Source organism: Nonomuraea sp. NPDC003214 (genome assembly GCF_053590035.1).
Window position 1 is genome coordinate 432,555 of the sequence record NZ_JBSFSX010000009.1, and the last position, 13,924, is coordinate 446,478.

The 13,924-nt window shown below is 74.1% G+C and carries 8 protein-coding genes; 4 read left to right on the top strand and 4 right to left on the bottom strand.

From position 1 onward, the window contains the following. Nucleotides 1–123: 123 nt before the first annotated feature. The gene (locus ACWDXC_RS29935; RefSeq protein ID WP_449987149.1) at nt 124–5,361 is read left to right on the top strand and encodes an amino acid adenylation domain-containing protein; all 5,238 of its coding nucleotides are present in this window, start codon (nt 124–126) and stop codon (nt 5,359–5,361) included. Between the two features lie 519 nt (nt 5,362–5,880). Then, nucleotides 5,881–6,351, top strand: coding sequence for a DoxX family membrane protein (locus ACWDXC_RS29940; RefSeq protein WP_219510345.1), 471 nt, complete (start codon nt 5,881–5,883; stop codon nt 6,349–6,351). A 261-nt stretch (nt 6,352–6,612) separates the two neighbouring features. Here ACWDXC_RS29940 and ACWDXC_RS29945 read toward each other — a convergent pair whose 3' ends face one another. Beyond that, nucleotides 6,613–9,363: a hypothetical protein gene (locus ACWDXC_RS29945; protein WP_449987150.1), complete on the bottom strand. Its 2,751-nt coding sequence runs from the start codon at nt 9,361–9,363 to the stop codon at nt 6,613–6,615. 97 nt (nt 9,364–9,460) lie between these two features. Then, complete coding sequence (locus ACWDXC_RS29950) at nt 9,461–10,696, bottom strand: FG-GAP-like repeat-containing protein (protein WP_449987151.1); 1,236 nt, start codon at nt 10,694–10,696, stop codon at nt 9,461–9,463. A gap of 76 nt (nt 10,697–10,772) precedes the next feature. On the opposite strand from ACWDXC_RS29950, the gene ACWDXC_RS29955 reads away from it, so the two are divergent. After that, nucleotides 10,773–11,483: a helix-turn-helix domain-containing protein gene (locus ACWDXC_RS29955; RefSeq protein ID WP_449987153.1), complete on the top strand. Its 711-nt coding sequence runs from the start codon at nt 10,773–10,775 to the stop codon at nt 11,481–11,483. A 79-nt stretch (nt 11,484–11,562) separates the two neighbouring features. Next, nucleotides 11,563–11,904 carry a YciI family protein gene (locus ACWDXC_RS29960; protein WP_364171762.1) on the top strand — a complete coding sequence of 114 codons (342 nt, stop codon included), beginning with the start codon at nt 11,563–11,565 and terminating at the stop codon, nt 11,902–11,904. Here the strand turns inward: ACWDXC_RS29960 and ACWDXC_RS29965 are convergent. Then, nucleotides 11,901–13,472, bottom strand: coding sequence for a multicopper oxidase family protein (locus tag ACWDXC_RS29965; RefSeq protein ID WP_449987155.1), 1,572 nt, complete (start codon nt 13,470–13,472; stop codon nt 11,901–11,903). The two genes, ACWDXC_RS29960 and ACWDXC_RS29965, sit on opposite strands and share 4 nt — an antisense overlap. Then, nucleotides 13,465–13,848, bottom strand: a complete 384-nt coding sequence (locus ACWDXC_RS29970; RefSeq protein WP_449987157.1) for a hypothetical protein — start codon at nt 13,846–13,848, stop codon at nt 13,465–13,467. The genes ACWDXC_RS29965 and ACWDXC_RS29970 overlap by 8 nt, the downstream gene beginning before the upstream one ends. Nucleotides 13,849–13,924 lie beyond the last annotated feature (76 nt).

Below are 13,924 nucleotides of genomic sequence, written 5' to 3' on the forward strand. Positions count from 1 at the left end.
CTGCATCACCCTTGCGCATGCCGCGCGGTAGGTGCGAGACTGGCGATCATCTAAATAGAAAAGATTCTTTCCTATTAGAATCCGCTCTCTTATAGATCCCATGTCTTGGAGGCAGACAGCCCAATGACTACCGATCACGTGGTCGCGGGCCATACCCGCGTGCTGTCGTCCGGCCAGGAGCGGCTCTGGTTCCTGAACCAGCTCGACCCCGGCAACGCCTCCTACAACATGTTCGTCACCGAGCGCCTGCGCGGCTCGCTCGACGCCGACGCGCTCGAACGCGCGCTCCTCGCCGTCGCCGCCCGGCACGAGGTGCTGCGCACCCGCTACGCCGACGAGGACGGCCGGCCGGTCGCGGTCGTCGACCCGCACCCGCGCGTCACCCTGACCAGGGTCGACCTGACCGGCCCCGACGGCGAGGAACGCGCCGCCCGGCTGGTGTCCGAGTGGACCGGACGGCCGTTCGACCTGGTGGAGGACCAGCCGCTGCGGGCCGGCCTGATCCGGCTCGGCCCCGGCGAGCACGTGTTCGTCGTCGTGCTGCACCACATCGCCGCCGACGGCTGGTCGCTCGGCATCCTGCTGCGCGAGCTCACCCGCGCCTACAACGGCGAGCCGGCCCCGGCCCCGCTGACCCTGCAGTACGCCGACCACGCCCGCGAGCAGCGCGAACGGGACGCCACGCCGCCCCAGGCGCTGGTCGACCGGCTCAGGAACGCGCCCGCGCTGGAACTGCCCGCCGACCGGCCGCGCCCGCTCGTGAAGACCACCGCCGGCGACCGCGTCGTCACCACCCTGCCCGCCGGGCTCAGCGACCGCATCGGTCTGCTGGCCAGGCGGGAGCGGTGCACGCTGTTCATGACGTTGCTCGCCGCGTTCCAGGCGCAGCTCTCCCGCTACAGTGGCCAGCAGGACGTGTGCGTGGGCACCCCGGTCTCCACCCGCGACAGCGAGGAGCTGGAGCCGCTGATCGGCTTCTTCCTCAACACGCTGGTGGTGCGCACCGACCTGTCCGGCGACCCCACCTTCCGCGAGCTCATGCACCGGGTGCGCGCCACGGCGATGGAGTCGCTGATGGCCTCCGACGTGCCGTTCGACCGGCTCGTCGACGCCCTCGACCTGCGCCGCGACCTCAGCCGCACGCCGCTGTTCCAGGCCGAGTTCGTCATGGGCGCCGAGACCGCCGGGCAGCTCGCGCTCGACGGCGTGACGGCCGAGCCCTACGACCCGGGGACCGCGCAGGCCAAGTTCGACCTGGCGCTGGAGGCGGCGCCCGGGGCCGACGGGCTGCGGCTCTTCCTCGTCTACAGCACCGACCTGTTCGACCGCGCCACCGCAGAGCGCTTCTCCGGCCACTTCGCCAACGTGCTGCGCCAGGTGGCCGACGACCCCGAGGTGCGGCTGTCGGAGCTCGAACTCGCCGGGCCGGGGGAGCTGGCCCTCCTCGACGCGTGGAGCCGGGCCGAACCGGTGCCGCCCCGGGCGCGCACGCTGCACGAGATGGTGGCCGCCACCGCCGCCGCCCGCCCGTCGCACCCCGCCATCGTCCAGGCCGGGCGCACGCTCACGTACGCCGAGCTCGACGGCCGCGCCGACCGGCTCGCCGCGCTGCTGCGCGAGGCCGGGGTGGGCATCGGCGACCGGGTGGCGATCTGCCTGGAGCAGTCGCCCGAGCTCGCCGTGGCCGTGCTCGGCGTGCTCAAGGCCGGAGCCGCGTACGTGCCCGTCGACCCCGAGCAGCCGGACGAGCGGCTGGCGTACCTGCTGACCGACTCGGGAGCGGCGGCGCTGGTCGCCGACGCCCCGGTGGGCGGCTTCGCCGGGCCGCTGCTCGGCGTCCCGCAGGAGAGCGGCGAGCCGGTCGGGCCGGCGGCCGGGCCGGACGACCTGGCGTACGTGATCTACACCTCCGGGTCCACCGGGCGGCCGAAGGGCGTGGCCGTCCAGCACCAGCAGGTCCTCAACTACCTGTCCGACGTGCGCGAACGCTTCGGCGTCGTGGACGGGGCCAGGTTCGGGCTGCTGCAGTCGCTCTCGTTCGACTTCGGCGTCACGGTCTTCTACCTGGCGCTCATGACCGGCGGGACGCTGGAGCTGTACCCGTCACGGATCTCCGGGGCCGAGTTCGCCGGCCACGGCCTGGACTACCTGAAGATGACCCCGTCCCACTTCGGCGCGCTGGCCGCCGAGGTGCCGCCGGAGGAGCTGCTGCCCAGCCGTACGATGATCTTCGGTGGCGAGGGGTCGAGCTGGCAGCAGACCAGGGAGCTCGCGGCGCTGGGCCGGTGCGAGATCGTCAACCACTACGGCCCGACCGAGACCACCGTGGGCGTCACCACCTACACGGTCAGGCCCGACGACGAGATCCGCGGCCCCGTCACGCCGATCGGCCGCCCGCTCGGGCACGCCCGCGTCCACGTGCTCGACGCCGCGATGCGGCCGGTGCCGATCGGCGTGCCCGGCGAGCTGTGCGTCGGCGGTGACCGGCTGGCCCGCGAATACCTCGGCAGGCCGGACCTGACGGCCGAGAAGTTCGTGACCGTCCGGGGCGAGCGCCTCTACCGCACCGGCGACCTGGCCCGCTGGCTGCCGAGCGGCGACCTGGAGTTCCTGGGCCGCCGCGACCTCCAGGTGAAGATCCGCGGCTACCGGGTGGAGCTGGGCGAGATCGACGAGGCGCTGCGCAAGCTGCCCGGCGTCGCGCACGCGGTGGCCGACGCCCGGGGCGAGCCCGGCGCGCTGGAGCTGGTCGCGTACCTGGTGGCCGACGGCGAGCGGATGCCGGTCGGCGAGCTGCGGCGGGCGCTGGGCGTCGCGCTGCCCGAGTACATGGTGCCGACCCGCTACGTGTGGCTGGACCGGCTGCCGCTGAAGTCGCACGGCAAGGTCGACCGGGCCGCGCTGCCCGAGCCGGAGGCCGAGCGCCCCGACCAGGGCGTGGCCTACGAGCCGCCGTCGGGGCCGGTGGAGGAGGTGATCGCGGCGGCCGTGGCCGACGTGCTCGGGCTGCCCCGGGTCGGCGCGCTCGACGACTTCTTCGACCTGGGCGGCCACTCGCTGCTGGCCACCCGCGTCGTCGCCAGGCTCCGCCGCGACCTGCCCGAGGAGTGCGCTCCGGTCAGCGTGATGGACCTGTTCCAGCATCCGACCGTGCGCCGGCTGGCCGCCGTGGCGGGCGAGCCGTCGGCCCGGCGCGGGCTGCTCTACCTGCTCACGCCGCCCGGCCCGGCCACGCGCACGCTCGTCTGCGTCCCGTACGGCGGGGGCAGCGCGGTCGTCTACCAGCCGCTGGCCGACGCCCTGCCGGAGGGCACGGCGCTGTACTCGGTGGCCGTGCCGGGCCACGACCTCGGCCTCGCCGAGGAGCCCAGGCCGCTGGCGCAGGTGGCCGCCGAGTGCGCGGCCGAGATCATGGAGAAGGTCGGCGGGCCGCTGTCGCTGTACGGGCACTGCGGGGTCGGCGGCGCGCTGACCGTGGCGATCGCCCGGCTGCTGGAGGAGGCAGGCCGCGAGATCGAGACCGTCTACCTGGGCGGGATCTTCCCCTTCGCCCGGCCGACGCGTGGGCTGCTCGGCCTGTGGGCGAAGCTCACCGGCAGCGACCGGTGGCGCAGCGACCGGGGTCAGCTCGCCTGGCTGACCTCGATGGGCGCCGACCTGGGCGACCTCGACGAGGAGCAGCGGGCGTTCATCGTGCGCAACATGCGGCACGACGCGCGGCAGGCGGAGGAGTACTTCACCGGACTGCTGGACGCCGACGCCGCGCCGCTGCGGGCGCCGATTGTGTCGGTCGTGGGCGAGCAGGACCCGACGACGGAGTACTACGAGGAGCGCTACCGCGAGTGGCACTTCATGACCGGGCGCACGACGCTGGCGGTGATCAGCGAAGCCGGTCACTATTTCCTGAAATATCGGGCGGAGGAGCTGGCCGCGATCCTCTCCCGCGACCCGCTCACCCCCGGCGACAGCGGCCCCGGCTGGAGCGTCGAGGCCACCGCCACCCCACAGGCCACCGCCCCCGAGACCGCCGCCGGACCCGAACCCAGCGTCGGCCGCTTCCTGGCCGTGGCGCTCGGCCAGATGGTGACGATCACCGGCGCGACCATCACCGAGTTCGCCATCCCCATCTGGATCTACCTGAGCACCGGGCGGCTCGCGCAGATGGCGCTGATGACCGTGCTCGCCGTGATCCCGGGCGTGCTCGCCGCGCCGCTGGTCGGCGCCATCGTCGACCGGACCAGCAGGCGCAAGGTGATGCTCGCGAGCAGCGTCGCCGGCCTCGCCATCCAGGGCGCGGCGGCCGCCCTGCTGTTCACCGACAGGCTTGACACCTGGACCCTGTACCCGCTGCTCACCATGCTGTCGGTGGCGCTGGCCTTCCAGCGGGTCGCGTACTCGTCGGCCATCCCGCAGCTCGTGCCCAAGCGCTACCTCGGCCACGCCAACGGCGTCGCGCAGATGACGGCGGGCGTCGCCCAGTTCGTCGCCCCGCTGGCCGCGGTCGGGCTCATGTCCGTGATCGGGCTCGGCGGCATCCTCATCGCCGACATCATCGGCTACCTGGTCGCCGCCATCGTGCTGACCGTGGTGCGCTTCCCCGCCACACTCGCCCACCAGCGCAGGGAGTCGGTCGGCGCCGAGATCAAGGCCGGGTTCCGGCTGTCGATCGGCAACCGGGACTTCCGGGCGATGGTCGCGTTCTTCGCGCTGCTGGCCATCGTGCTGTCACCGGTCTTCATGCTCTACTCGCCGCTCGTGCTCTCCTTCTCCGGCCTGTCGCAGGTCGGCGTGATCGCGCTGTGCGGCGGCGCGGGCGCGGCCGCAGGCGGCCTGTGGATGAGCCTGTGGGGCGGCCCCCGGCGCCGGCGCATGATCGGCATGCTGCTGCTCACGCTGGTGATCGCGGTGTCCTGCGTGCTCGTCGGCCTGACCCGGTCGCTCGTGCTCATCGGCATCGGCGCGTTCGGCGTGTCGCTGGGGCTGGCGCTGGTCAACGGCGTGTACGCGACCATCATCCAGGTCAAGGTGCCCCAGCGCTACCACGGCAGGGTGTTCGCGCTCAACCAGATGGTGGCCTGGTCCACGATCCCGCTCGGCGTCGGCGTGCTGACGCCGCTCGCCGAACGGGCGCTCGAACCGCTCATGCTCCCCGGCGGCGCGCTGGCCGGCACCGTCGGAGCCGTGATCGGCACCGGTCCTGGACGCGGCATCGCGCTGATCTACGTGATCTTCGGGCTGTTCATCGCGCTGCTGGTGGCGGGCGCGCTCCGGACCAGGGTGCTGTCCCGCTTCGACGACCACGTCCCCGACGCGACCCCCGACGACCTGATCGGCGTCGCCCGCCTCAAGCAGAGCGAATAGCGGCGACCGGCTCAGCGGGCGGCGTCGAGGACCGCCCGCTGCCCGGCCGTCAGCTCCAGGTCCACCGCGCCCAGACTCTCCTCCAACTGCTCGACCGAAGAGGCCCCGACCAGCGGGGCGGCACCCGCCAGCTCTCCAGGTACGCGTGCGCGTACATGGCTGAGACTCGTCGAGGCTCAGCACGCTGACCCGCCGACGGGTCCCCGGATCACTGCCGATCACGCGGTACTTCAGGACAATCGTCTCCCGGGCGTTCATCGGAGGCAGCGCCGGAGTATCGCCGCTAGAGCCGGCTAAAGGTCAAGCACGGCCCGTTACGCCCGCCGTCGTACGGGCCCGTGCGCCCTGACGTCGCGCTTGTCCGTCCCTAGGGGCGATCCCCGAGGCCCACGGCGGTACGCGCCGGTCCCCGCGTACGTGCGACGGTGTAGGACGACTGCCTCCCGTGGGCCGACGTAGCCGGACCTGGATTTCGCGACTCTGGATCCAACGCGGAACGACACCGACAGGGAGCGCGAGATGAACACCACCGTCACCCCCACCCAGACCATGATCACCGGGCTGGCCGGCTGGCTGTCCCGGCACAGCATCGACATCCTGCGGGTCAGCCTCGGCCTGGTGTTCGTGGCCTTCGGCACGCTCAAGTTCTTCCCAGGGGTCAGCCCGGCGGAGGCCTTGTCCGTGGCCACGCTGGAGAAGCTGTCGTTCGGCATGCTGTCCGGCTACGCGGCGCAGTTCGTCATCGCCGCCATGGAGGTCTTCATCGGGCTCACGCTGGTCACCGGCAAGTTCCTGAAGACCGGGCTCGTGGTGATGGCCGGCGCGCTGGCCGGCTTCTTCGCCCCGTACGCGCTGTTCTTCACGAACCTGTTCCCCGGGGCTCCCACGCTCGAGGCGCAGTACATCTTCAAGGACATCGTGCTCGCGGCGGCCGCCATGGTGATCGGCGCCCGCGCACTCGGCGCCCGCCTGGTCCCCGCCCGTGCATGACCAGCCCAGCCCCCCGCCTCCCGGCTCTGCCCCGGGAGGCATCTCCATGCCCACCCCCGCGGCCCACACCTCACACCAGGCCCCGCCGGGCCGGTCGGCCGGGCCGGGGCGGACGTTCTGGGTCGGTCGGGCTGGGTCGGCCGCGCCGAGCTGGCGCGCGCGGGCTGGGTCGGCCGTGCCGGGACGGTCGGGCTGGGTCGGCCGTGCCGGGTCGGGCGGGCGGGGTCGGCGCGCCCCGGCGGGGGCGGCCGCTCCAGCGGGTCACGCCGGGGCGATCGCCTGGAGGAGGGCGCGGGCCTCGGCGACCGTGCGGGCGGCGCCCTTGCGGGCCGCCAGCTCGGCCAGCCCGGGAATGCCGACCCGCGCTCCGGCCTGTGGGCCGGTGTGCGCCCCGGCCAGGGCGGCGGCCTTGACCGCGACCGCGAGCAGGTCGGCGAGCCCCGGACGGGCAGGCTCACCGGCCCCCGGCAGCAGGGCGGGCAGCGCGGACGCCAGCATCGCCCACGTCTCGCCGTGCGCCCCCGACAGCGCGAGCTCCTCCAGCGCGGGCGCGACCCGCTTGAGCGTCACGGACTCCAGCGCGACAAGCGTGGCCAGCGCCCAGCCGAGATCCCCGGCTGACAGCTCCCCGCGCAGGGCGAGGATCTTCGCCGCGTCGATCGCGTGCACCCGTACGGCGGGCTGCTTGTGCCCCATGCCCAGCACGATCGCGGCGGCCGTGGCCCGCCCCACCGGGCCGTCCCCGTACGCCAGCGCGGGCAGCACGTCCACCTGGGCGTCACGATGGCGCAGGTCCACGGCGAAACACTCCAGCACGTGCGCGGCCAGCGCTTCCCGATGGGACGGCAGCACCGAGGGCCACCACGCCATCCGGTCCGAATGGCCGGCGAAGTATTCCCTGGGCTCCAGCGTGAACAGCTCGCGGATCCGCTCCGGCAGGCCCGGCGCCGGCGTCATGCGGGCGTGCAGCTCGGTGACGGGGGCGTAGTTCTGGTAGCCGCCGAGGTTCCGCATCACGCTCGCCGGGCCGTACGTGATGACCGGATCGGCCGCCCCGCCCGTCCGCAACGCCGCCAGCCTCCGCCCCGCCGCCGACGTCAGTCTCTCCGCCCGGCCGAGCGCCACCGGGTCGACGGCCCGGGGCAGGCGGAGCAGCGCCTGGCAGAAGTCCAGAGGCAGCGGCTCGCGGTCACCCAGGAGTTCGAGCCGGTCGACGAGCGTTGCGGGGTCGAGGCGCCCCGTGCGCGCGGTCGGGGTGGCCAGCAGCAACGGGACGCTCCTACCCGCCTCGAACAGGGCCACGACCTCCCGGTAGCGGTCCCTGATGAACCAGTCGAGCACGGTCTCATAGGGAGGATTCCTCGCCAGGTAGTCGCTGATCTGGCGGGAAAGCACGGCGCTGTCCGACGGCGACACCACCGCGAGCGCGCACAGGGACAGCAGCGAGTAAGGGTGGTAGCAGGTGCTCGGGTCAGCCCATAACGGGTAGCCGTGCTCGAAGCTGCCCCACCGCTCGTTCCGCCACGGCCGCAGCGCCTCGGCAGTGCCCTCGCGGTCACGGTGGGCGTGCTCGACCAGCGCGGCGAGCATCAGCTCGTAGCGGATGGGGTCGTGCGGCCAGCTCATGGAGGACAGCGCGGCGGCCAGCTCCGCCGCCGAGCCGATCGGCCCCGGCATGCCCGGCAGCGCGGGCGCGGTCAACGGCGTGGTGACCGGGGCCTCGGGCGGCGCCGGCACGACCTCCCCGTAGGCGGCGGCGATCCGGGCCAGGGCCTCCGGCGGCAGGACCGCCGCAGCCTCCCGCACCGCCTCACGGGCCGCCCGGCTCGCCTGCGGCGCCAGCTTGACCGCCAACCGCACCGCCCGATCCCGCAACGACGGCACCTCCACCCCGAAAACCAGCCCCAACGCCGCAACCGCCCCATCAACGCGACCGGACGGGCCCTCGCCGGGCGGGCCGCTGACGCGGTCGGACGGGGCCTTCGGGCGTGGGGTGGCTGGGCGGGTGGGGGCGGACTGCGCAATCCACTGGAGCGCCGTCGTCACGTACTTCCGCTCCTGCCGGAACGCCAGCGCGCCGACCGCCTCGGCGAACAGCTCGTCGCCCAGCCCGCCCGCTTCGTCGGCGCGGCGCAGCTCGGCGGCGGCCAGCCGCACCAGCGGCGAGGCGGCGAACGGCAGCACCCGCACCAGGTCCACCACGGGAAGCTCCGCCACCTCCGGCCGCAACTCCTCCCACAGGGCCACGAACGGCTCGACCTCCCGGGCGTCACCGCCGTTGAGGAACTTCGACGCGCACCCGCCGATCAGCGCCTTCCGGTCCAGCCGCCCTTCGCCCGCCAGCCCGGCCAGCGCCCCGATCACCGTGGGGTGCTGGTACGCCGAGTTCCACGCCCGGTCGTGCGCCAGCGGCCGGGCGACGCCTTCGGCCTGGAACAGCCGGGGCGCCATGAAGTCCAGCAGCGGATGGTCGCGCACCAGGTCGGCGCCCGCGCCCGTCCACAGCCTGTGGTGCAGGTGCCACACCCAGCCCGCCACGAACGCGTCGTTGTCGGGCGGTTCGATCCCCGTCTCGATCACCAGCGTGGCGGCCAGGTCCCAGCCGGGCTCGCCGTCCACCCGCCCCGCGAGCCCGCGACCGCCCGGACGGAGCCCGGCGGCCAGCCGTCGGGCCAGGTCGCGCCGCCACGGCTCCGGCCGGTCCCGGACCAGCCGCGAGATCCGCTCGGCGTCGGCCTTGGGCGACGGCACCGTACGCAGCTCGCGCCGGTCGAGCCAGGCGGCGACCTGGGCGGCCCCGCCCAGGCAAGCAGCCCCCGCCATGCGCAGGGCGGGAGCGGCGCCGGCGACCCCCCAGCGTGACTCGTCGCGCACCCGCGCGGCCAGGTAGCCGGGCAGCTCCGCGGCCACCGCCTTACGGTCGGCCGCCCCGAGTCCCAACAGGAACGCCACCAGCCCGTCCCCGCCATCCCCGGTCTCGATCCGTCGCCGGATCTCCTCCCACGGACCCACGCCTCCACCTCCACCCGACCACGGCAAGCAACGCCCGAACGCTACCGACCCCCACCGACAACCAGGGGCCGACATCCGGGGGGAACACCGGGGGTGGTCAGCCGAGGGCTTCGCCGACGCCTTCCACGTCGCGGATCGCGCTCATGACCTGTTCGCTGCGCCCCGTCGCCGGGTCGAAGACGGTCACGCCCAGGGGTGGCGCCTCCTGGGGCATCCCGAACACCAGCTTGGTCCCGTAGAAGGCCACCGGCAGGTTGCCGCCGGGCAGCGTGGGGACGACGGTGCCGGGCACGCCCTCCCGCATCGACAGCACCTGGGCCGAGTCGCCCCAGGCCACGGCCACCCGCCCGTCGGGTGCGGCGGCGAGCGCGGAGCCGGTGCTGGAGGATCCGCAGGCTCCGCACTCGACGGTGTCGAGGATCCGGGCGTGGTCGAGGACGAGCACCTTGCCGCACTGCCCCTCCGTGGCGGCGAACGTGCCGCCGGGCACGTAGGCGACGGCGTCGCCGAGCTCGCACTCGCTGCCGCCGTCGTGCTTGACGGCTTCGAGCCGCTCGGCCCGCACGTCCGCGATCATGGTCACGGCGCCGTCGTAGGGGCCGATGCCGTTGGCGAGCTGCCTGCCGCTGCCGTCGTCGCGTTCGCGTGGGGAGCCGACGAGCAGCCCGGTGCGGCCGTCGGGGAGCGGGCCGACGGCCACGGTGGCGCCGAAGCCGTCGTGCGGCTCGCTGTTGCCGGGGACGCCTTCGGTCTCCTGGGTGATGCGCCGGGGCGGGGTGGTGTCGCCGTCGGTCACGTAGACGGCGCCTGCCTGCTGGACGCCGCTGTCGTTCTCCTCCGGCGCCCCGATGGCGATGGTCCCGCCGTGGGCGGCCACGGCGGCGCCGAACCGCGCGCCCGGCTGCGGGTTCGGCGAGACGATCTTCCGGTACGGCGCGGCGTCCCCGCCGTACAGGACGTAGACGGCGCCCGCGCTGTGCCCGCCGTCGACCTTCGTGTACGGGGCTCCGACGACGACGTCGGCGCACCCGTCGGCGTTGACGCGGGCGAGCGCCACCGAGGCCCCGATGGCGTCGGCGGCCAGGTCGGGGATGCGCAGGTGGACGAGCTTGCCCGCGCTGAGGATCGACACCTGCCCGCCGGTGAGCATGCGGTTGCCCACGGCGACGTCGTCGTGTCCGTCGCCGTCGAAGTCCCGCGCGCTCGCCTTGGCGCAACGGTCCGCGGGGGAGGCGGCGCCGGTGGGGGTGGCCGGGGCCGCGCCCGCGCCGGGATCGCACGCGGTGAGCGTGATGAGGAGTGCCGTGAATGCGAGCACGAGCCGCCGTGACATATCCCGATGATTGCGGATCCGTCCCACCCACGGCCACTCGGCGCAGGGCCCGTGTGACACTGGCGCGGGAGGTGGGATGGCTTTCGAGACCGAGGACCGGCCGTCGGACTCGCCGTACATCGAGCGCGTCTACCGCAGCGAGGGCGTCTCCACGGCCACGCGGATGCGGTCGGTCGCGTACACGAACTGGGAGCTGGTCGTCTGGGCGGACCGGGGCCGCACGCACGTCGTGGTGCGCGGGCCGGAGACGGGGCCGAGCACGGTCGAGGTCGGCGGGGAGGCGGCGCTGTTCGGGATCATCTTCGCCCACGGCGCCGCGATGCCGCACCTGCCGGTCCCGAGGCTGGTCGACGCCGCCGTGCCGGCCCGGCACGTGACCGCGCGCACGCTGGTGCTGCGCGGCGAGGAGTGGGAGCTGCCGCGCTTCGGCACGGCCGAGGACTTCGTGGACCGGCTCGTACGGGCCGGCGTCCTGGTGCGCGACCCGCTGGTGGCCGGCGTGCTCGCGGGCGACGACGCCCGGGGGCTGAGCCCGCGCTCGGTGCAGCGCCGGGTGGTCGCGGCGACCGGGCTGACGCGGGGCGCGATCCGGCAGATCGAACGCGCCCGGCAGGCGGCCGTGCTGCTCGGCGAGGGGCTGGCCCCGCTCGACGTCGTGCACCGGCTGGGCTACTACGACCAGTCGCACCTGGCCCGCTCGCTCACCCGGTTCGTCGGGCGCACGGCGACCGAGCTGCGCCGCCCGGACCCGGACGAGCCCCTGTCGCTTCTGTACAAGAGAGGGTGAGCCGCGCTCCCGTAGCGTTCCCCGCGTGCCGCCGCGATCGGGCGGCACGCACGACCTTTTCACGACAGGAGCACGTCCTATGCCTCAGTTCGCCCTGGTCTACCAGTACGACCCGGCCGTGACCGGCCCCACCGAGGGGGAGCTCGCGGACTGGCTCGCCTTCGACAAGGAGATGCGCGACGCGGGGGTCTTCGTGTACGCGACCGGCTTCTACGACGTCGGCACCGCCAGGACGGTCAGCGTGCGTGACGGCGCGACGGTCGTGGCCGACGGGGTGGCCGTCTCGTCCGGCCCGGTCGTCGCCGGCATGTGCGTGGTGAACGTGCCGGACGCCGACGCCGCCACCGCCTGGGCGGCGAAGGTGCCCACCGCCCGCTACGGCGGCGTCGACGTGCGCCCGGTCGTCGAGTACGAGGGCTAGACGATCTCCAGGTTGGCCATCATGGCCATGTCCTCGTGCTCGGCGTTGTGGCAGTGGAACAGGTAGCGCCCCCGGTAGCCGTCGAAGCGGGTGATGATCTCCACGCCTTCGCCCGGCCGCAGGGCGACGGTGTCCTTGAGCCCGGCGTCGTGGGGGAGCGGCGGCCGGCCCCGGCGCGAGAGCACCTGGAAGCCGACCAGGTGCAGGTGGACGGGGTGGTGGACGTCCGCCACGAGCCGCCAGATCTCGACGTCGCCGAGGCGGGCGGTGACGTCCGTGCGGGCGGGGTCGAACGGCAGCCCGCCGATCAGCCAGCCGTGACGGCCGTGCATCCTCCCGGCACGGAACGAGAGGTCCCGCACCCGGACCGCGTCCGACCGCCGCCATCGGGGCAGATCGGTGGAGAGCGTACGCGGGACGCGGCTGTCGTCGGCGGCCCTGCGCGCGACGCGGAAGGCCATCACGTCGCGCGTCCGGCCGGAGCCGAGCCGGTTCACCAGCCTGACCAGGCCGCCGATGGGGACGCCGGAGAAGTCGACGACCACGTCGTAGCGTTCGGCGGGGGCCATCGGCAGGACCCGGTGGGTGACCGGCGCCGCGAGAAGCCCCTGGTCGGCGCCGATCTGGACGAGGTCGAGGCGGCGCCCGTCGCCGGTGACCGCTTCGAGCTCGTAGTGGCGGGCGTTGGAGGCGTTCAGCAGGCGCAGCCTGTAGCGGGCGGCGTCGGCCTCGTGCACGGGCCAGGGCGCGCCGTTGACCAGGATCACGTCGCCGAGCACGCCGGCCAGGTACTCCTCGCGCACGCCCGGCCGTCCGCGCAGCGTGGGGTCGAGCGACGGGTAGTCCAGGCCGCCGTCGGCGGCGAACGCCCGGTCCGCGATCATGAGCGGCAGCTCGCGCGGCCCGGCGGGCAGGCCGAGCGCGTCCTCGGCGTCGTCGCGCACGACGTGCAGCCCGGCCAGGCCGCGCCAGATCGCCGGGGCCGTGAAGTCCATCCGGTGGTCGTGGTACCAGAGCAGGGTGGGCCGCTGGTCGAGCGGGAACGTGTATTCCCTGGTCAGCTCCGACACCACCGCGCGCGGGTCGTGCATGACGTGCCCGCCGTGGTCCCATTCCCGGGGCAGGACGAGGTCGGTCGGGTAGCCGTCGGAGTCCGCCGGCGTCCGGCCGCCGTGCAGGTGCACGACGGTGGGCACGGGCAGGTCGTTGCGGTGCGTGACGGTGACCGGCCTGCCGCGCCGCGACTCGATCGTGGGCCCGGGGAAGACGCCCTCGTACGTCCACAGCGGCGTCCTGACGCCGGGCAGGATCTCCGCGGTCACCTCGCGCTGGGTGATCGCGTAGCGGTCGACGCCGCCCGCGGTGCTGACCGGCTTGAGCACGGCGGGCAGCGGCAGCGGCACCCGGAACGGCGGCGGCAGCGGCACGGCGCTGCGCAGCTCGGCGCCGGTGACGCCCGGGCGGCGGGCCAGCGCGGCCGAGGTCGACAGCCCGGCGGCGGCCACCAGCCCGAGCGTCCCGCCGATGCCGAACAGCCGCCGCCTGGTCACCCCGTGAGCCTCAGGCATGACGGACCTGCCGCCGTCCGAGAGGCCGCCAGGTGGCGATGAACTGCACGACGACCCCCGCGACGGTCGTCACCCCGAGCGGGACGTGCAGCCACAGCGCGCTCTCCATCCCGGCGAAGTACTGCACGGTCTCGGCCGCGACCACCGCCAGCGTGGCCAGGAACGGCCAGACCTGCCGCATCCGCACCCACGCCACGACGGCCACCACCAGCTGCACGTAGCCGATGGAGGTGGTCACGTCGGCGCCCACCGCGTGCCAGCGCAGGCTCCCGTAGTCCCCGGTCAGATAGACCCCGGCGAAGACCGGCTGGGCGGCGATCGCCACCAGGTGCGCGCTGACGACGGCCCGCAGGGCCCATGCCGTCGGCGTCGTCATGACGGATCCTCCTGTCACGTCGTCCGTTTCGTCGACGCGTCCGACACTATGACTCGACGGTTATCTTGTCGAAGAT

Bases quoted from the DNA above. Each gene is read 5' to 3' on its own strand.
- ACWDXC_RS29970 (WP_449987157.1), bottom strand. From the start codon at position 13,848: ATGACGACGCCGACGGCATGGGCCCTGCGGGCCGTCGTCAGCGCGCAC.
- ACWDXC_RS29960 (WP_364171762.1), top strand. From the start codon at position 11,563: ATGCCTCAGTTCGCCCTGGTCTACCAGTACGACCCGGCCGTGACCGGC.
- ACWDXC_RS29940 (WP_219510345.1), top strand. From the start codon at position 5,881: ATGAACACCACCGTCACCCCCACCCAGACCATGATCACCGGGCTGGCC.
- ACWDXC_RS29965 (WP_449987155.1), bottom strand. From the start codon at position 13,472: ATGCCTGAGGCTCACGGGGTGACCAGGCGGCGGCTGTTCGGCATCGGC.
- ACWDXC_RS29950 (WP_449987151.1), bottom strand. From the start codon at position 10,696: ATGTCACGGCGGCTCGTGCTCGCATTCACGGCACTCCTCATCACGCTC.
- ACWDXC_RS29955 (WP_449987153.1), top strand. From the start codon at position 10,773: ATGGCTTTCGAGACCGAGGACCGGCCGTCGGACTCGCCGTACATCGAG.
- ACWDXC_RS29935 (WP_449987149.1), top strand. From the start codon at position 124: ATGACTACCGATCACGTGGTCGCGGGCCATACCCGCGTGCTGTCGTCC.